The 17542-nt window shown below is 71.6% G+C and carries 20 protein-coding genes and 1 rRNA gene; 16 read left to right on the plus strand and 5 right to left on the minus strand.

Annotated features, from left to right (window positions below):
- The first annotated feature begins 63 nt into the window (after positions 1–63).
- The 10 genes from ACWEFJ_RS19985 to ACWEFJ_RS20030 all read left to right on the plus strand — a co-directional run bounded on the left by ACWEFJ_RS19985 (position 64) and on the right by ACWEFJ_RS20030 (position 9882).
- Positions 64–1284, plus strand: a complete 1221-nt coding sequence (locus tag ACWEFJ_RS19985; RefSeq protein WP_449714635.1) for a thiolase family protein — start codon at positions 64–66, stop codon at positions 1282–1284.
- Positions 1281–3392 carry a 3-hydroxyacyl-CoA dehydrogenase NAD-binding domain-containing protein gene (locus ACWEFJ_RS19990; RefSeq protein ID WP_449714636.1) on the plus strand — a complete coding sequence of 704 codons (2112 nt, stop codon included), beginning with the start codon at positions 1281–1283 and terminating at the stop codon, positions 3390–3392. Before ACWEFJ_RS19985 ends, ACWEFJ_RS19990 begins: the two co-directional genes overlap by 4 nt.
- A gap of 355 nt (positions 3393–3747) precedes the next feature.
- Entirely contained in the window at positions 3748–4434 is a 687-nt protein-coding gene (locus tag ACWEFJ_RS19995) for a hypothetical protein (protein ID WP_449714637.1), read from the plus strand.
- The gene (locus ACWEFJ_RS20000; protein WP_449714638.1) at positions 4431–4757 is read left to right on the plus strand and encodes a hypothetical protein; all 327 of its coding nucleotides are present in this window, start codon (positions 4431–4433) and stop codon (positions 4755–4757) included. The genes ACWEFJ_RS19995 and ACWEFJ_RS20000 overlap by 4 nt, the downstream gene beginning before the upstream one ends.
- Complete coding sequence (locus ACWEFJ_RS20005) at positions 4754–5518, plus strand: hypothetical protein (RefSeq protein WP_449714639.1); 765 nt, start codon at positions 4754–4756, stop codon at positions 5516–5518. Before ACWEFJ_RS20000 ends, ACWEFJ_RS20005 begins: the two co-directional genes overlap by 4 nt.
- A gap of 104 nt (positions 5519–5622) precedes the next feature.
- Positions 5623–6018 (plus strand): hypothetical protein, encoded by a 396-nt coding sequence (locus ACWEFJ_RS20010; protein WP_449714640.1) that lies wholly within the window; start codon positions 5623–5625, stop codon positions 6016–6018.
- Positions 6019–6108: 90 nt separating this feature from the next.
- Positions 6109–8094 (plus strand): GmrSD restriction endonuclease domain-containing protein, encoded by a 1986-nt coding sequence (locus ACWEFJ_RS20015; protein WP_449714641.1) that lies wholly within the window; start codon positions 6109–6111, stop codon positions 8092–8094.
- A 31-nt stretch (positions 8095–8125) separates the two neighbouring features.
- On the plus strand, positions 8126–8335 hold the full coding sequence (locus ACWEFJ_RS20020; RefSeq protein ID WP_449714642.1) for a hypothetical protein: 210 nt from the start codon (positions 8126–8128) through the stop codon (positions 8333–8335).
- A gap of 289 nt (positions 8336–8624) precedes the next feature.
- A complete protein-coding gene (locus tag ACWEFJ_RS20025; protein WP_378085269.1) occupies positions 8625–9020 on the plus strand; it encodes a hypothetical protein in 396 nt (131 codons plus the stop codon).
- 124 nt (positions 9021–9144) lie between these two features.
- Entirely contained in the window at positions 9145–9882 is a 738-nt protein-coding gene (locus ACWEFJ_RS20030; RefSeq protein WP_449714648.1) for a DUF72 domain-containing protein, read from the plus strand.
- Positions 9883–9975: 93 nt separating this feature from the next.
- On the opposite strand, the gene ACWEFJ_RS20035 is transcribed toward ACWEFJ_RS20030, so the two are convergent.
- Positions 9976–10713: an arylamine N-acetyltransferase family protein gene (locus ACWEFJ_RS20035; protein ID WP_449714643.1), complete on the minus strand. Its 738-nt coding sequence runs from the start codon at positions 10711–10713 to the stop codon at positions 9976–9978.
- A gap of 80 nt (positions 10714–10793) precedes the next feature.
- On the opposite strand from ACWEFJ_RS20035, the gene ACWEFJ_RS20040 reads away from it, so the two are divergent.
- Together ACWEFJ_RS20040 and ACWEFJ_RS20045 are read left to right on the plus strand one after the other, a co-directional pair.
- Positions 10794–11642, plus strand: coding sequence for a DUF72 domain-containing protein (locus ACWEFJ_RS20040; protein ID WP_449714644.1), 849 nt, complete (start codon positions 10794–10796; stop codon positions 11640–11642).
- Positions 11643–11708: 66 nt separating this feature from the next.
- Positions 11709–12074 carry a peptidase inhibitor family I36 protein gene (locus tag ACWEFJ_RS20045; protein WP_378085262.1) on the plus strand — a complete coding sequence of 122 codons (366 nt, stop codon included), beginning with the start codon at positions 11709–11711 and terminating at the stop codon, positions 12072–12074.
- Here ACWEFJ_RS20045 and ACWEFJ_RS20050 read toward each other — a convergent pair.
- The gene (locus ACWEFJ_RS20050) at positions 12052–13272 is read right to left on the minus strand and encodes a PP2C family protein-serine/threonine phosphatase (RefSeq protein WP_378085260.1); all 1221 of its coding nucleotides are present in this window, start codon (positions 13270–13272) and stop codon (positions 12052–12054) included. The two genes, ACWEFJ_RS20045 and ACWEFJ_RS20050, sit on opposite strands and share 23 nt — an antisense overlap.
- On the minus strand, positions 13269–14072 hold the full coding sequence (locus tag ACWEFJ_RS20055; protein WP_449714645.1) for an alpha/beta fold hydrolase: 804 nt from the start codon (positions 14070–14072) through the stop codon (positions 13269–13271). The genes ACWEFJ_RS20050 and ACWEFJ_RS20055 overlap by 4 nt, the downstream gene beginning before the upstream one ends.
- 74 nt (positions 14073–14146) lie before the next feature.
- On the opposite strand from ACWEFJ_RS20055, the gene ACWEFJ_RS20060 reads away from it, so the two are divergent.
- Genes ACWEFJ_RS20060 through ACWEFJ_RS20075 form a run of 4 tightly spaced genes read left to right on the plus strand, consistent with a single transcriptional unit; the run spans position 14147 to position 16883 of the window.
- Positions 14147–14782 (plus strand): hypothetical protein, encoded by a 636-nt coding sequence (locus ACWEFJ_RS20060; protein ID WP_378085256.1) that lies wholly within the window; start codon positions 14147–14149, stop codon positions 14780–14782.
- Positions 14783–14805: 23 nt separating this feature from the next.
- The gene (locus ACWEFJ_RS20065) at positions 14806–15825 is read left to right on the plus strand and encodes an ImmA/IrrE family metallo-endopeptidase (RefSeq protein ID WP_449714646.1); all 1020 of its coding nucleotides are present in this window, start codon (positions 14806–14808) and stop codon (positions 15823–15825) included.
- A 3-nt stretch (positions 15826–15828) separates the two neighbouring features.
- Positions 15829–16509 (plus strand): class I SAM-dependent methyltransferase, encoded by a 681-nt coding sequence (locus ACWEFJ_RS20070; RefSeq protein ID WP_449714647.1) that lies wholly within the window; start codon positions 15829–15831, stop codon positions 16507–16509.
- The gene (locus tag ACWEFJ_RS20075; RefSeq protein ID WP_378085250.1) at positions 16506–16883 is read left to right on the plus strand and encodes a nucleotide pyrophosphohydrolase; all 378 of its coding nucleotides are present in this window, start codon (positions 16506–16508) and stop codon (positions 16881–16883) included. The genes ACWEFJ_RS20070 and ACWEFJ_RS20075 overlap by 4 nt, the downstream gene beginning before the upstream one ends.
- A 16-nt stretch (positions 16884–16899) precedes the next feature.
- Here ACWEFJ_RS20075 and ACWEFJ_RS20080 read toward each other — a convergent pair whose 3' ends face one another.
- Positions 16900–17091, minus strand: coding sequence for a hypothetical protein (locus ACWEFJ_RS20080; RefSeq protein ID WP_378085248.1), 192 nt, complete (start codon positions 17089–17091; stop codon positions 16900–16902).
- A gap of 187 nt (positions 17092–17278) precedes the next feature.
- Positions 17279–17395: ribosomal RNA gene (gene rrf, locus ACWEFJ_RS20085) — 5S ribosomal RNA — on the minus strand.
- Positions 17396–17542 lie beyond the last annotated feature (147 nt).

Here is a 17542-nt window from a genome sequence, read left to right on the forward strand (position 1 = left end):
CCGATCGGTAGGACTCGCGCCCGACCGCTCGGGCGAATCGTCACCACAAGCGGAGGAGACGCCGTGGCCGCACCAGAAGCGCCGGCACGCGTTCGGAACGTGGTCTTCGTGGACGGCGTGCGCACGCCGTTCGGCAAGGCCGGCCCCAAGGGGATCTTCGCGGAGACCCGTGCCGACGACCTGGTCGTCAAGGTGATCCGCGAGCTGCTGCGCCGCCACCCCGAGCTGCCGCCGGAACGGGTCGACGAGGTCGCCATCGCGGCCACCACGCAGATCGGCGACCAGGGCCTGACCATCGGCCGGACCGCCGCGCTGCTCGCCGGCCTGCCCAAGTCGGTGCCGGGCTACGCGGTGGACCGCATGTGCGCGGGCGCGATGACGGCCGTGACGACGTCCGCCAGCGGCATCGCGTTCGGCGCGTACGACGTGGTGATCGCCGGCGGTGTCGAGCACATGGGCCGGCACCCGATGGGCGAGGGCGTGGACCCGAACCCGCGGTTCCTGTCCGACAAGATCGTGGACCCGTCCGCGCTCGTCATGGGCTCCACGGCGGAGAACCTGCACGACCGCTTCCCGCACCTCACCAAGGAGCGCGCGGACGCGTACGCGGCGGCCTCGCAGGCCAAGTACGCCGACGCGGTGAAGAACGGCAAGATCGGCCCGGAGCTGGTGCCGGTCGCGACCCGGTCCGCCGAGCACGGCTGGGGCCTGGCCACCGCCGACGAGCCGCCCCGCCCCGGCACCACGGTCGAGGACCTGGCCAAGCTCAAGACGCCGTTCCGCCCGCACGGCCGGGTCACCGCGGGCAACGCGGCCGGCCTGAACGACGGCGCGACGGGCTGCATCCTGGCCGACGAGGAGACCGCCCGCGAACTGGGCCTGCCGATCGGCATGCGCCTGGTGGGCTACTCGTTCCTGGGCGTCGAGCCCGAGGTCATGGGCATCGGACCGGTGCCGGCCACGGAGAAGGCGCTCAAGCGCGCCGGCCTCACCATCGACGACATCGGCCTGTTCGAGATCAACGAGGCGTTCGCCGTGCAGGTGCTCGCCTTCCTCGACCACTTCGGCATCGCCGACGACGACCCGCGGGTCAACCAGTGGGGTGGCGCGATCGCCACCGGCCACCCGCTGGCGTCCTCCGGCGTGCGCCTGATGACCCAGCTCTCGCGGCAGTTCGCCGAGCGCCCGGACGTGCGCTACGGCATCACCACCATGTGCATCGGCATCGGCATGGGCGGCACCGTGATCTGGGAGAACCCCCACTGGAACGGAGAGTCGAAGTGACCGCGTTGACCGCCGACGAGGCCAAGGCCCTGTTCCCCGACGAGGTCGTGACCCACGCCCGCACCCGGTTCGTGTCCGTGCCGGGTGTCGAGGGCAAGGTCGCGCTGATCACCATCGACAACGGCCACGACCACACCCGGCCGTCCACGTTCGGCCCGCAGTCGCTGGTGAGCCTGGGCACCGCGTTCGACGAGGCCGCGGCGGCGAACCCGGCGGCGATCGCGGTCACCGGCAAGCCGTTCGTGTTCGCCGTGGGCGCGGACCTGTCCGCCGTGGAAGGCGCGTCGGAGCGCGAGCAGGCCCTGGCGATCGGCCGGCTCGGGCACGACGTGTTCCGCAAGTTCACCGACTCCACCGTGCCGACCTTCGCGTTCGTCAACGGCGCGGTCATGGGCGGCGGCCTGGAGCTGGCGCTGTCGTGCCACTACCGGACGCTGGCGTCCAACGCGGCGGCCATCGCGCTGCCCGAGGTGTTCCTCGGCCTGTTCCCGGGCTGGGGCGGCACGCAGCTGCTGCCGAACCTGATCGGCCCGGACGCCGCGGTCACCGTGATCTTCGAGAACGCGTTGAACCAGAACAAGATGCTCAACCCGAAGCAGGCGTTGGACCTGGGCATCGCGGACGTGCTGTTCGACTCCGCGGACTACCTGGAGCAGTCGCTGCTGTGGCTGGCCTCCGTGGTGCGCGGCGACGTCGTGCCGGCCCGCCGCGAGATCGACCGGGGCGAGGGCTGGGACGCCGCCGTGGCGCGGGCCCGCGCGATCGTCGAGGGCCGGACGAAGGGCGCCGCCCCGGGCGCGCTGAAGGCGTTGGAGCTGCTGGAGCTGGCGCGCGCCAACGACCTCGACGCCGGGTACGCGGCGGAGACCGAGGCGCTGGCGGACGTCGTGATGAGCGACGAGCTGCGGGCCGGGCTGTACTCGTTCAACCTGGTGCAGAAGCGGGCCAAGCGGCCGGCGGGCGCACCGGACAAGTCGCTGGCGCGCAAGGTCACCAAGGTCGGCATCGTCGGCGCGGGCCTGATGGCGTCGCAGATGGCGCTGCTGTTCGCGCGGCGGCTGGAGGTGCCGGTGGTGCTCACCGACATCGACCAGGCGCGGGTGGACAAGGGCGTCGGGTACGTGCACGCCGAGGTCGACAAGCTGCTCGGCAAGGGCCGCGTGTCGCCGGACAAGGCGAACCGGCTCAAGGCGCTGGTGAGCGGGTCGCTGGACAAGTCGGCGTTCGCGGACGCGGACTTCGTCATCGAGGCCGTGTTCGAGGACCTGAAGGTCAAGCAGCAGGTGTTCGCCGAGGTCGAGGAGTTCGTCTCGCCCGAGGCGGTGCTGGCCACCAACACGTCGTCGCTGTCGATCACCGAGATGGCGTCGGGCCTCAAGCACCCCGAGCGGGTCGTCGGCTTCCACTTCTTCAACCCGGTCGCCGTGATGCCGCTGCTGGAGATCGTGCGCGCGGCGAAGACCGACGACGCGACGCTGGCGACCGCGTTCGCGGTGGGCAAGCAGCTCAAGAAGTCGTCCGTGCTGGTGAAGGACGCGCCCGCGTTCGTGGTGAACCGGCTGCTGACCCGGTTCATGGGCGAGGTCGTCAAGTCGATCGACGAGGGCACCCCGTTCGAGGTGGCGGACAAGGCCACCGAGCCGCTGGGCCTGCCCATGTCGCCGCTCGTGCTGCTGCAGCTCGTCGGGCCCGCCGTCGCGCTGCACGTGGCCGAGACCATGCACGCCGCCTTCCCGGACCGCTTCGGCGTGTCGGAGAACATGAAGCGGTTCGTGGAGGCCGGCAAGACGGCGGTGTACCAGTGGGACTCGACGGGCAAGCAGTCCGTGGACCCCGAGGTGCAGGCGCTGTGGTCGTTCGGCGACCAGCCGTTGAGCGGTGACGAGGTCTTCGCGCGGGCGCTGGAGGCGCTGGCCGAGGAGATCCGGATCATGCTCGACGAGGGCGTGGTGGCGGAGGCGCAGGACATCGACCTGTGCATGATCCTGGGCGCCGGCTGGCCGTTCTGGCTGGGCGGCATCACCCCCTACCTGGACCGTTCGGGCATCTCGGAGAAGGTGACGGGCAAGCGCTTCCTGGCGCCCGGCGTCGCCTCCGTGCCTGCCTGACCCGCCGGACCTCTGCGCCCCGGCCGTCGTGCGACGGCCGGGGCGCAGTGCTTTCCCGGAAGCCCGTGCCCGACCCCGCCCGCGACCGCCCCACCCGCCTCGCCGAGGTCCTCCTCCGCGACGGCGACGACTGCACGCGGCAACCCGCGAGCGGGGCCACGTCTCCCCCGTCGACTGGCCGGCCGAGTGCGAGCGCCGCGGCCGCCCAGCTCCGCCGGCTGAAAGGCATGAGCGCCGGACGTTCGCGCGAGTCCGACGTCTCGCGGGCCGCGGGCGGATCTCCCCAACTGCCTGCGGCCACCGAACCCGCCCGCTACGGTCAGAGAGCAAGTCGTCACTGAAGGCAAGGAGAGATGTGAGCGGCGTATACCGGTTCGGCTTCGAGGACGCCGATGAGGAAGATCAGCGCGCTGGACCCGCCCCAGAGGAGCCAGAAAGCTCCCAAGAACTCCTGGTCGGACGTGATGCCGACAACGTCGTCACCGTGGTGGTCGACGACATGGCCGAGGTCGAGTCGGTCACCATCGCCGCGCAGTGGCGGCAGTCGGTCGACCCCCGCGTCCTGGGCTCGGCGATCACCCAGGCCGCGAACGCGGCCACCATGGCGGCGTTGGCCAAGCAGGTCGAGCGACCGGCAGAACCCTCGCCACAGCGAGAGGCGCCGGCACCCCGGTCCGACGAACGCATCACGCCCGACCAGGCGTTGCGGTTGATGGACGCCGTCAGCGCGGACCTGGGCAGGTTCACGCAGCGGATGGCCGAGGTCGTGGATCGTCCGCTGACCGTGGAGAGCAGGGGCGGACACGTCCGCGGCACGATCCACCGGGGCCAGGTCCTCGGCATGGAGATCGATCCCTCCTGGGCGCATTCGGCTCGTGTGACGGAGATGCAGCAGGAGTCCCTGGAAGTCCTCCGGAACCTGCGTGCCCGCAGCGTTCCCGCCGACCTCGCGCAGGGCCCGCAGAGCCCTGCCATCTCCGAACTCACCGCGCTGGTGAGCGATCCGAACACACTGCTGCGCCGAGTGGGGTTGTTGCCGTGACCGATGTCTCTGTAGCTCTCGAAGCGATGCGGTCCGACGCCACGGCGTGGGCGACTGCGGCCGACAACCTCGACAGCCCGCGCTCGACGATCAGTGACCTGGTCCTGACCGGCGCCGACGTGTCGATGTGGGCGGTCGACCGCGGCTTGGACCGCACCTACAACGACGCCCGGTTGGCCTTGGAGGACATGCTCACCCAGGCGACCGAGGCGTTCCGACGCCTTGGCGAAGCCCTCGATGCGGCGGCGAACACCTACGAAGCCGAAGAGGAAGCGAACATGCACGCCATGAACAGCATCCACACCGAGGGCGGCGGCCGATGAACCCCCTCGTGCTGGAGGCGAACCGGCGGTCGCAGGAGATCGACGAGAACGCCAAGAAGTTCTTCGACCAGGTCAACAGCGTGATGAGCTGGGTCCCCCCGCCGCTCGAGTACCTCGTCGACCCCATCATCCGCGGCATGCAGCTGCTCAACGAGAAGCTGCAGGAGCTCTGGGACCGGATCAGGCAGCTGTGGGAGCAGCCGGGTGACTCCGACCGCCTCAAGCAGGTCGGCGAGCAGTGGGTGTCGCAGGTCGGCAACGCGCTCGGCGACATCGCGGAGACGATCGGGCCGGACAAGCTCCGCACCACGATCGAGTGGGAAGGCCGCGCCGCCCGCGCCTACCAGGCGACGGTGCCACCGCAGGCGGCCGGGCTGAACTCGGTGAAGGACATCGCCGGACAACTGCGGTCGTCCCTGAACAACCTGGCGAACTCGATCGACATGTTCTGGATGGCGATGGGGTTCGCGCTCGCCGGCTTGGTCGTCGGCATCGTCTCCGCGGTGGTCGCCGCGCGCACGCTCGTGGGCATCCCCGCGGCGATCGCGTTCATCGTCGGAACGGTGGCCGCGACGATCGGCGTCATCGCCGCGACGGTCATGGCGTTGGAGTCGCACGTCAACACGATCGAGACCGAGCAGTCCGCACTCCGGCAGAAGATCCACGACCTCGGCACGACGTGGGCCATGCCGAACACCGCGGACATGGCGGACGCGAGCGTCACCGACGGGGACGGCTCCGACTGGCGACCGGGCTCGTGACGCACCCCGGACCGCCGCCGCGGCACGTCTGGGTACCTGCCGCCCGTGTTCGAGAGATCCGCGGCAGGTGCGCCGTCCTCGCGGCGGCGGGTCTGGTGGCCTGTGTGGTGCTCGTGGCGGCGATCGCGGGGTTCGGACGAGCCCTGCCCACGGCCTACCACCCGATCAACGCCTTGGTCTGGATCACGGGAAGCGCCTCCGTGATGGGGCCGTTCCTGTCCTCGATCAGCATCGGGATGGCCCGGTCCTCCGCGTGGGGCGAGCAGTTCGACGTCTTCCGGGTGTGGCAGGCCAGGCGTGCGTTGACGGGTGGTTGGGTGGGTTCGGCGCTGTTCGTCCCCGTGTCCTGGTTCCTGCTGGTGATGACGGCGCGGAACGGGGCGAGGCCGGTCGGGCTCACCGGCGAGGTGTGGGCCTACCTGCTGCTGTTGGCCGCTCCGGCGGCGGTGGCCGGCATCCTCTTCGTCGCCGGACGTGCCGTGTTGCCGGCACCTCGATGATCGTGGATGGCGTGATCAACCGGATAACGGTGCACTACCGTCCGGCGATGACGTCCTCATCGTCGGAGACGCACGTCGGGAGCCGCCTGGATGCCTGTTGACAAGACCGAGCGCGAGGTCAGGACCCTCGTCAGCCAGATCGAACAAGGTGAGATCAGGCTGCCGGAGATCCAACGCGGCTACGTGTGGAAGCCGACCCAGGTGGCCAAGCTGGTCGAGTCGCTCTACCGCGGTTACCCGTCCGGGTCCCTGCTCTTCTGGCAGACCGACGAGGCGCCGCAGACCAGGGAAGCCGCGATCAGCGGTCCGGCGGGCAAGGCCGCTGTCGTGCCGCTCTACCTCCTGGACGGCCAACAGCGCGTCACGTCGTTGCACCGGGTCTTCACCGATCACCCGCAGGCGGCCATCGTCTTCAACGTCGAGACCGAGAAGTTCCAGAACCAGAGCGCGGCCACGGCCAAGGACCCCCGGTGGATCAAGGTCTACGACGTCCTCAAGCCCGAGGCCGACCAGTGGCAGCTCGTCGGTGAACTGCACGAGCGCAATCCGGGGATTGCCCCGAACGAGATCAGCAAGCGACTGCAGAAACTCGCCGCCATCCCCGGTCACAAGTTCCACATGGAGGTGCTGCGGGACTTTCCCTACGACGAGGTCACGCAGATCTTCGTGCGCGTGAACAGCGGGGGCCGCTCGCTGAAGACCTCGGACCTGGCACTCGCCACCCTGTCGGCGCGGTGGCCGGGTGTGCTCCAGAAGTTGGAGGCGGAGGCCAGGCACTGGGCCGACCGCGGCTACGGCGACATCGACGTCACGTTCCTCACCAGGGCCCTCACCGGCGCGGTGCTGGGACGCGGTCTGTCCGCCTGGTCGCACGCACGCCTGGTGGCGGCGACCGACGACGAACTCGACCGCGGCTGGGCCACGGTGCGGCGCGGGCTCCGGCACCTCGTGCCCTTGCTGCAGAACAACCTCGGCGCCTCGCACAGCAAGCTGCTGCCGTCGATGGTCGTCCTGCTGCCGCTGATCGTCCTGCTCGGTGAACGGGAGGACGAACAACTGGACGGCGGCACGGCCGACGCCATCCTCTTCTGGTTCCTGGCGGCCACTATCCGCAACCGGTACAGCGGGTCGACCGACACCCGACTCGGGCAGGACATCCCGGCGGCCCGCACGGAGGACCCGGTGCGCCGACTGCTGGACAACCTGGGCGTCACCGGCGGCGTGTCGATCGGACCGGACGACCTCGCGGGCCGGACCGTCGGCAGCCCGTACTTCTTCCTGAGCTTCCTGGTCGCCAAGGAAGCGGGGGCCAAGGACTGGTGGGGCAGCATCGGCATCTCGGCGGCGGCCGAGGGCAGCCAGGCGCTGGAGTACCACCACATCCACCCGCAGGCCACGCTGAAGAACCACCCCGAGAAGTACAGCAAGGGCGAGATCAACGACCTGGCCAACCTCGCCTTCATCTCCGGCAAGGCCAACCGGAAGATCAGCCACAGGTCGCCGCGGGACTACTTCCCGACGCTGGGCGACCAGGAGCTGACCGCCCACCTCATCCCCGTGGACGAAGACCTGCGGGACGCGGACCGCTACCGCTCGTTCCTGAGCGCGCGCCGGCGCCTGCTGGCCGACGCGATGACGGACCTGCTGGAGAGGTTCCGGCCGGCGTGGCTCTCCCCGACGTCCGAGTCCACCGACCCGCTGTCCGGCGCTGTCCTCGAGTTCGAGTGGTACGACAACACGGCAGGTGACGACGTCCTGCTCGCACGGGCACGCACGAACAGCGGCACGTGGTCGGGGACGATGTCCGCCGCCGACCTGGAGGACGTGGTCGCCGCCGCCGAGGCAGGGGTGGACGGCGACCTGGTCATCGCCGGTGAGAGCACCCCCGTCCGGGTGCAGGACGAGCTGCTCGAAGTGCCGATCGGGCCGTTCGTGGTCACCGGCACCCTGCCGGAGTGGCGCAAGGTGCTCGACCGCGAGCGCGGCGACAGCCATCCGATCGCGGCTCTCAGGCAGCCGGAGGTCGAGCGGTGGGAAGGTGAGCAACTGATCTTCCCCGTGATCAGCGTCGACTGACACGGCCGGGTGTTCGACCGGCGCTCAACCGGTGCCGAGACGACGGTTCCTCCCGGTGACGGCGGTCAGCCCTTCGGGCACTCCGATGGTGGGCGGCATGGCCGGCGCGCCGCAAGGCGGTCGGGGCGAGGACGACGTCGAGCACAAGGCCGCGCCCTACCTGGAAGAGCCGGATGACGTGTGGGGCGAGGACTCCATGCCACGGGTCGCGCCACCGGTGATGGGGGACGACGGCCCGTGAGGTTCACCCTGTCCCGGCCGGAGTTCGAGCTGTGCTGGGATCACCTGAGGCTGGGCCGGTACCCACGGGCTCGCCGCCCCCACGCCGGACACGACCGGTTGGCGTGGGGCGACGGTGGTGGTGGGTCGGTCGTGTCTTTCGGTGGCCGAGGTACTGGTACGCGCGAGTGCTGTCGGTGCGCAGCCGGGTGAGGGTGGGTCGCGGAGGTTTGCGACACCCGATCTTGAGTGTCATGACGGCACAACGACGAAGAGCGCGCGCTCGCCGGCCGCGGCCCGATCCGGTTCGCGTGGACGAGTTGGTCGCCTACCTGCGGACCGACCGGGCGTGGCGGGACGAGGTGGCGAAGCGGCTCGTGGCGCGGCTGGACCAGCGGCTCGTGCGGTCGGCGAAGGCGTGCGGGTGCCGGCCCATCGCGCACGTGGCGGAGGAGTTGGACAGCCAGGCGTGCGTCGACCTCGGCCCCGGGGTGCCGTACCAGCTCGCGAAGGCCGTGTACGGGCAGGTGCGGTTGCGCGGCGCGGCTCGGTTGCGGCAGACGGCCCGCAGCCTGCGGGTGCTCGGCGTGTACCTGTGCGGCAACGACCTGGCCGGCTGCCCGTGCACCGAGGCGTTGGCCCGCGACCCGCAGCAGGCCAGGGTGGACCGCGTGGTGAGCGGCGCGTTGGACGGCGCGGGCTTCTGACGGCCCCGTTCGGCGGACGGCGGGAACGGGCCGCAGCCGAACGCCGGACGGCGTTGCGCCGAGTGGACGGTGATCGTTGCGACGATCCGGTGATCACGTTTGGGCCGTCACCCGTACGGGCAACATCGTCACCGTGGGTGAAATCCGAATCGGCACCTCCGGCTGGCGCTATCCCGAGTGGCGTGGCGGGTTCTACCCGCGCGGGTTGCAGCAGCGCCTGGAACTGCAGTTCCTGTCCCGGCGGCTCGACACGGTCGAGATCAACGGGTCGTTCTACGGGCTGCGCAAGCCGACGGACTACAAGTCGTGGTTCGAGCGCACCCCCGAGGGCTTCGTGTTCGCGGTGAAGGGCCACCGCGAGATCACCCACCTCAAGCGATTACGGGACGTCGGGAAGGACGTCGAGGAGTTCTTCGACTCCGGCGTCCTCGACCTGGGGCCGAAGCTCGGGCCGGTCCTGTGGCAACTGCCCCCGACCCTGCCGTCACGCCTTGACCGGCTGGCCGGGTTCCTCGACCTGCTGCCCGGCCCGCCGGTCCGGCACGCGCTCGAGATCCGGCACCCGAGCTGGGACACGCCCGAGCTGGCGGACCTGCTCTCCCGGCACAACGTCGCGCTCGTCGCCGCCGAGTCGGCCGGCCGCTTCCCCGAGCCGCGCGAGCCGACCGCGGACTTCGTCTACGCCCGGCTGCACGGCGACCGGGAGCTGTACGTCAGCGCGTACTCCGACCCGGCCCTGGACCGCTGGGCCGCCCGGTTCCGCGAGTGGTCGGCCGAACGGGACGTGTACGTGTACTTCGACAACACGATGCGCGGCGCGGCGCCGTTCGACGCCCTCGCCCTCGCCGATCGGCTCGGCTGAGCCGCGCGCCCAGCCGGGCCGATCGGCTCAGCCGGGTCACGCGCTCGGCCGGACCACGGGGCTCAACCGGGTCACGGGGCCGGGTCACGGCGCTCAGCCGAGGCGCGGCACGCGGTCCAGCACGATGCCGAAGTGCTTGGCGTAGGCGTCGAGCAGCGCGTCGTCGTCCAACTCCTCGACCACCTTCCCGTCCCCGGTCGTGGTGATCAGCTTGTTCCCGGCGATGGTGATCCGCCCGGCCTCGGTGGGCAGCGAGCACGTCGCGCCGCGCCGGAAGGGCGACCCCGGCCACGTCTGCTGGTACCAGCACGTGGCGCGGAACTCGTCCAGCGTGCGCGACCGGAGTTCGAGCCGGTACTGCACGACGCCGTCGAACAGCACGTCCACGTCGCCCTCGGGGGTGTCGACCAGCCGGAACACGCCCGCCGGGTCGTGCTGGTCCTCCCGGCTGACCAGGTCCAGCGGCCGCAGGCTGAACCGGCCGAAGCCGACGTCGACCAGCAGATCGCCCACGCGCAACGCCAGGTGGTCGAACGGCGGCCCGAACGCCCCGTCGTTGAACACCTTCGCGGACAGCAGCCGCACGTCGTGCCCCAACGCCCGCAGCAGCGCCGCGAACGCCCCGTTCAACTCGTAGCAGAACCCGCCGCGCCCGCGGTTCACCACCTTGTCCACGAGCAGGTCCTCGTCGAGCACGATGTCCTCGCCGAGGTGGATCGAGAGGTTCTCGAACGGCACTGAGGCGACGTGCCGTTCGTGCAGTTCCACGAGGGTGGCGGCGCGGGTGGCGCCGATCCGGTCCAGGTACGCGTCGAGAAGCCGGTCGTCCATGGCCCCACCGTGCACCCTCCAGCGCGCTGGAGGTCAAGGTCGTGAGGTAGGCCGGAGATCATCCGGGGTAACCCGGGGAGGTGACGGGCGAGGTACGGATCGGCACGTCGGGTTGGGTGTACCCGACGTGGCGCGGCGCGTTCTACCCGAAGGGCCTGGTGCAGCGGCGGGAGCTGGAGCACATCTCCGGGCTGCTGTCGTCGGTCGAGCTGAACGGCTCCTTCTACTCGCTGCAACGCCCCGCCAGCTACCGGGCGTGGGCGGCCCAGACGCCGCCGGACTTCCTCTTCGCGGTCAAGGGCGGCCGGTTCATCACCCACCTCAAGCAGTTGCGCGACGTGGAGACCCCGCTGGCCAACTTCTTCGCCTCCGGCGTGCTCGCGCTGGGGCCGAAGCTCGGCCCGGTGCTGTGGCAGCTGCCGCCGAGGACCGCCTTCGACCCGGACCGCCTGGGCGCGTTCTTCGACCTGCTCCCCCGCACCACGACCGCCGCGGCCGCGCTCGCCGAGCGGCACGACGACCGGCTGTCCGCCGACCGGGCCTGGACCACGACCGACGCCGACCGCCCGCTGCGGCACGCGCTGGAGGTCCGGCACCCGACGTTCCTGGCGCCCGAGTTCCACGACCTGCTCCGCGCGCACGGGATCGCGCTCGTCGTCTCCCACTCGGCCGGCCGGTTCCCGTACCTGGAGGATGTCACGGCCGACTTCGCCTACGTGCGGCTGCACGGCAACCAGGCCCTGTACGTCGGCAGCTACACCGACGACGAGCTGGACGCGTGGGCCGCCAAGGTCCGCGGGTGGGCGACCGACCACGACGTCTACGTGTACTTCGACAACGACACCGACGCGGTCGCCCCGCACGACGCGCTGCGCCTCGCCCGACGCCTCGCGCTGCCGAAACCCGCCGAGGCCCACACAATCAGGTGAAACGGCGGCCTCCCCACCCCGCCCCGCCGCCGGGCGCAGCACCCTGGAGCGGTGGAGGTGACCCGGATGACCACCCTCAGCCTCGCGACCGCGCTGGCCCTCACCGCCGGCGCGCTGGCGTCGAGCGGCACCGCCGCGGCCCGGCAACCCGACCCGGCCTGCGACCGCGGCGAGTTCTGCGTCTGGTCGGGCGCCCACTACACCGGCGACTCGCACCGCCTGGACCTGGAGTCCGCGAACCCGCGCGAGTGCATCCCGCTGCCGGACGGCTTCGTGGCCCGGTCGTTCGTGAACAACCTGACCCGGGACACGTCGGTCTACCAGCGCGAGACGTGCTCGACCGAGTCCGAGTTCACCACCTACCCGGGCAAGGGCACCTACGTCCCCGACGCGCCGTTCGTCGTGCGGGCTATCCAGGTGTGGGAGCCCTAGGCACGCCGATCGCGAGCACCGCCGTGTCGTCCTCGACGCCCCGGCCCAGCCGGTCCAGCAGGCCGACCAGCGCGTCCACGGCGCCCTCGGCCGAGGTCGGGGCGACCGAGGCCGCGAAGTCCAGCAGCTCCTCCTCGCCGAAGCGGCTGCCCGGGCCGGTCCTCGCCTCGGTCAGGCCGTCCGTGTACAGCACGAACGTGTCACCCGGCGCGAGGGCGACGGTGGTCGTGGCGACGCGGGCGTCCGGCAGGATGCCGATCAGCTGACCGCCGGCCACCTCCACGAACCGGGCCGTCCCGTCGGCGCGCAGCAGCAGGCCCGGCGGGTGGCCGCCCGCCGCCAGGGCGAGGGCGCACCCGTCCGCCCCGGCGGTCAGCACGCCGAACGTCACCGTGCAGAACCGCCGGAACGCGCCGTCCTGCTCCTGGTTGAGCACGGTGTTGAGGTTGGTCAGCACGGCGGCCGGGTCGGGGTCGTACACGGCCGCCGAGCGCAGCGTGTACCGGGCCAGGGACGTCACCGCCGCCGCGTCCGGGCCCTTGCCGCACACGTCCCCGAGGAACAACCCCCACCGCCCGTCCGCCAGCGGGAACAGGTCGTAGAAGTCGCCGCCGACCTGGAACGGCGACGCGTGGTGGTAGTGCGTGGCCGTCTCGACGTGCGGCACGGCGGGCAGGGCCGGCGGCAGCAGGGTGCGCTGGAGGGTGGTGGCGAGGCGCCGGACCTCGTCGCGCTCCCGCTCCGCCTCCTGCCTGGCCCGCAGCAGCTCGCGCTCGTAGGCACGGCGGTCGCGCGCGTCGAACACGGTGATCCGGACCAGCAGCGGCTGCCCGTCGCCGCCGGTCTTCACCGCGGCGTTGACCAGCACCGGCAGGCGCGTGCCGTCGGCCGCGACCATCTCCAGCGCCACCCCGCGGACCTCGCCCTGCATGCGCAGCAACGGGGACAGGTGGGTCTCGTGGTACAGCCGGCCGCCGACGTTGAGCAGGTCCGCGAACCGCCGCCGGCCGACCAGCTCCTCCCGCCGGTACCCCAGCCACTTCAGGAGCGTCCCGTTCACCCTCGCGACGAGCCCGTCCAGCATCGTGGACAGGTAGCCGCACGGCGCGTTCTCGTACAGGTCCTCCGCGCTGTCCTCCAACAGCGCCGGGAACGCCTCGCGGTCGTGGTCCGGGTCGCTCCCGGCGACGCACATCATCGGCTGTCCACCACGAAGTCCACTATGGCGGCGGCGGTGGCCTCCGGCGCGCTGAGCTGCGGGCAGTGGCCCGTGGCGTCGAGCGTGACGAGCCGGCTGCCGCGCACCCGCGAGTGCACGTACGCGCCCACCTCCCGCGGCGCGATCACGTCCTGCGCGCACTCCAGCACCAGCGTCGGCACGGTCACCCGCTCCAGGTCCGCCCGGTTGTCCGACAGGAACGTCGCGCGCGCGAACACCCGCGCGACCTCGGGGTCCGTGCGGCAGAAGCTGTTGGTCAGCTCCTCGCCCAGCTCCGGCCGGTCCGGGTTGCCCATGATGACCGGGGCCATCGTCGCCGACCAGCCGAGGTAGTTGCTCTCCAGCGAGTCGAGCAGCTCGTCGATGTCGGCGGCGCTGAACCCGCCCCGGTAGTCGCCGTCGTCCACGTACCGCGGCGACGGCGTCACCAGCACCAGCTTGGCGAACCGGTCCGGCTCCGCCGCCGCGGCCAGCACCCCGATCATCGCCGACACCGAGTGCCCCACGAACGCGACGTCCCGCAGGTCCAGCTCACGGCAGAGGTCCAGCACGTCGGCGGCGTACCCGTCGAGGGACGCGTACCGCCGGGCGTCCCACGCGGTCCGGTCCGACCCGCCCATGCCCACGTGGTCGAACAGCACGACGCGGCACTTCCCGGCGAGCGTCGGCACGACCAGCCGCCACATGTTCTGGTCGCACCCGAACCCGTGCGCGAGCACGACGACCGGACCACCCGCCACGCCGGTCACCACCGCGTTGTTCCTGATCCGGGCACTCATCACACCATCGTGTCACCTCGGCGGAGGTCCCGAAGGTCGGGGAACTGTCGGTGGTCGGCGTTACCGTGCCGGGCATGAGGATGTCGAACGCCACCGAGCTGACCGCCGAGCACCACGCCCAGCTCGCCGAGCTGGGGCTGCGCGTCGACCACCTGGACGAGGCGATCTGGGCGGGCGTGGACGCGCGGATGTCCGCGCCGCCCCTCGGACCGACCAACGGCGCGGGCCTGCTCGACTGGATCCACCGGGTCGGCAGGCTCCGCGAGGTCCTCGTCGCCGAGGGCTGGACGAGGGTGGACAAGTGGAACGCCGGCCTCGTCCGACACCCCGCCAAACCGGTCGTGCTGGGCACCCTCCAGGGCAACCGCCACACCGGCACGCCCGGCGCGCCCCTGCGCAGCGACTACGCCAAGGGCCCCGCCATCGCCGCCATGATGCGCGGCAACGACCACGACCAGTACACCCTCTTCGACTCGCTGCACGCGCACGACTGGAAGCTCTGGTTCCTGGTGACCTACCCGCACCAGGAGGGCGAGCGGCTGGTCGTGCTGCGGGAGGTGGCGCAGCCGGAACCCACCCCGCAGGGCCAGGTCGTGGACCGGTGGGCGCACCGGATCACGCTGCCGCCGCTGGTGTTCGGCCCGGTGCCCGCGCCGCGCGACCCCGGCGGCCCCGACGACGTGGACGTCGCCGTCACGCCGCGCGGGTAGGCGGGTGCGAGAATGGCGCGATCATGCTCACGCCCTCCCGCCTCGCCCTGGCCCGCAGCCGTCGCGGTCTCACCGCGACGGAGCTGGCGCGCAAGGCGGGCACCAGCGCGGCGAGCATCGGCGACTACGAGCACGGCCGCCGCCGGCCCGGTCCGGCCACCACCGCCCGGCTCACCGAGGCCCTGGGCTTCCCGCCGGGCTTCCTCGAAGCCGACGACGTGCCGGAGCTGGAGGTCGAGTTCACCCGACCGGCGTCCCGGCGGCACCGGCACGCCGCGCTCGGGGCCGCCCGGCTGGCGCTGGGCTTCGACGGCTGGCTGACCCGCGCGTTCGCGTTCCCCGAACCGGACGTGCCGACGTGGGACCACCACGACCCGGAGACCGCGGCCGAGGTGCTGCGCGCCCGCTGGGGCCTGCACCACCGGCCCGCGCCGAACCTGGTGCACCTGCTGGAGGCGCACGGCGTCCGGGTGTTCTCCCTGCCGCCGGACTGCGCCGCAGCGGGCCCGTTCTCGTGCCGCCACGAGGGCACCCCGTACGTGTTCCTCGACCCGACCGCGACGCCCGACGACGCCCGCCTCGACGCCGCCCGCGAACTCGGCCGCCTCACCGGCGTCGCCGACGCGCACGCGTTCGCCACCGCGTTCCTGCTGCCCCGGGCCGCCGTGCTGGCCGCCGTGCCGCGCGGCCCGCTCACCGGGCAGGTCGTCGCGCACAGCGCCACCTGGCACGTCGCGCCAACCGCCCTCGCGCACCGGCTGCGCGACCTCGGCCTGCTCACCCGCACCCAGCACGCGACCGTGTGTGCCCAGCTGGCCCGCCGCACCACCGGCATGGCGCGGCGGGAGACGTCGCAACTGCTGACCAAGGTCTTCCGGGAGCTGCGCGCCCGCGGCACCACACCGCACGGCATCGCCCGCGAGCTGCTGCTGGACGTGGAGGAGCTGAACGGCCTCGTGTTCGGCCTCGTGCTCACCGCCCTGCCCGGCCAGGGCGACCCCGGCCGGCCCGCCCGACCCCGCCTCACCGTCGTCCGGAGGTAACCCGTGGACCAGCCCCTCACCGCCGCCCAGCTGTTCGACGCCGTCGGCCAGGGCTACGAGGAGGCGTTCGGCCGTCCCCCGGCCGTGGACGAGGGCGTGCGGCTGCTGCTCGACCGCCTCCCGCCGCGCGCCCGGGTCCTCGACATCGGCAGCGGCACCGGGCGGCCGGTCGCGGAGGACCTCGCCGCGGCCGGGCACGACGTGGTCGGCGTCGACGTGTCGGCCACCATGGTCGACCTCGCCCGCCGCCAGGTGCCGGACGCCCGGTTCGTGCACGCCGACATCCGCGAGTGGGAGACGGAGGACACGAGCTGGGACGCGGTGTGCGCGTTCTTCCCGTTCCTGCAGATGACCCGGGACGAGGTCGTCGCCCTGCTGGGCCGGATCGCCGGCTGGCTCAAGCCCGGCGGGCTGCTGGTGCTGGTCACCGTGCCGATGGACGTCGAAGGGCTCGACGTGCCGTTCCTCGGTCACACCGTGCGGCTGACGAGCTTCGCCACGCCGGACCTGATCGGTCGGATCGGCCAGGCGGGCCTGACCGTGCTGGACAGCCGCAGCACCGTCTTCTCGCCCGACCGGGAGGGCCAGCCCGACGAGGAGCACCTGCTCGTCCTCGCGCAGCGCCCGGGCTTAGCCACCGGTTCGGGTGCGGGTGCGCCCCGTGTGGTAGCTCTGCGGGCATGAACTCTGCGGGCAGGGACCTGGAAGACCTGCGGGACGCGTTGCGCCGGTTCGCCGCCGCTCGGGACTGGGACGAGTACCACACGCCGAAGAACCTCGTGATGGCGTTGTCGGGGGAGGTCGGGGAGCTGACCGACCTGTTCCAGTGGCTCACGCCCGAGCAGGCGGCGCGGGCGATGGAGGACCCGGAGCTGGCCTGGCACGTCCGGGACGAACTCGCGGACGTCGTGCACTACCTGGTGCGGTTGGCCGACAAGCTGGACGTGGATCTCGTGGAGGCCGCGTTCGCGAAGATCGAGCGCAACGAGCGGCGCTTCCCGGTGGCCGGCGAGAAGCCGGTGGCGCTGACGCCGGTGGACCCCGAGCCTGCCGGATGAGCAGGCGGGGCAAGGGCTAGACGTAGGTCAACAAGAGCAGGACCAGGGAAACCAGGACGATCACGCCGAGGAGGGCCGCGGCCCACATCGGGGTGTCGGTCGACGGGGGGCGGGTGCGGGCGTGCCTGCCCCTCCTCGTGCTCCTTCTTCGACTGCCTCGCGTGCGCCAGGTCACCGGCGTCTCCCCCGTCCACTCTCCGCAGCTCATGGCGGCAACGGTATGGACGGGCAAGGGTCGGGGATCCCGCATCACCCGGTCGCTCGACGCACGTCGCCCGAACAGCGGTGGACGCCGTCGGAAAGTGACGGTTCGCGGTCGGGTGGAAATTCGGCGCAGAACGCAAAAAAGCCTTCAGGGGCACCCGGTCGATCGGGTGCCCCTGAAGGCAAAGAATGCTCGGCGGCGTCCTACTCTCCCACACCCTCACGAGTGCAGTACCATCGGCGCTGGAAGGCTTAACTACCGGGTTCGGAATGGGACCGGGTGTTCCCCAACCGCTATGACCACCGAAACACTATGAAATTACCAACCCGTAGGCACCCCTACCCAGACAAACCCTCGTCTGGACCAGGTGGTCCGGTTCGGTTCTTTCAGAACCGCACAGTGGATGCGTAGCACCTTCATAACAAGTCCTCGGCCTATTAGTACCGGTCAACTC

This window comes from Actinosynnema sp. NPDC004786 (assembly GCF_053601135.1).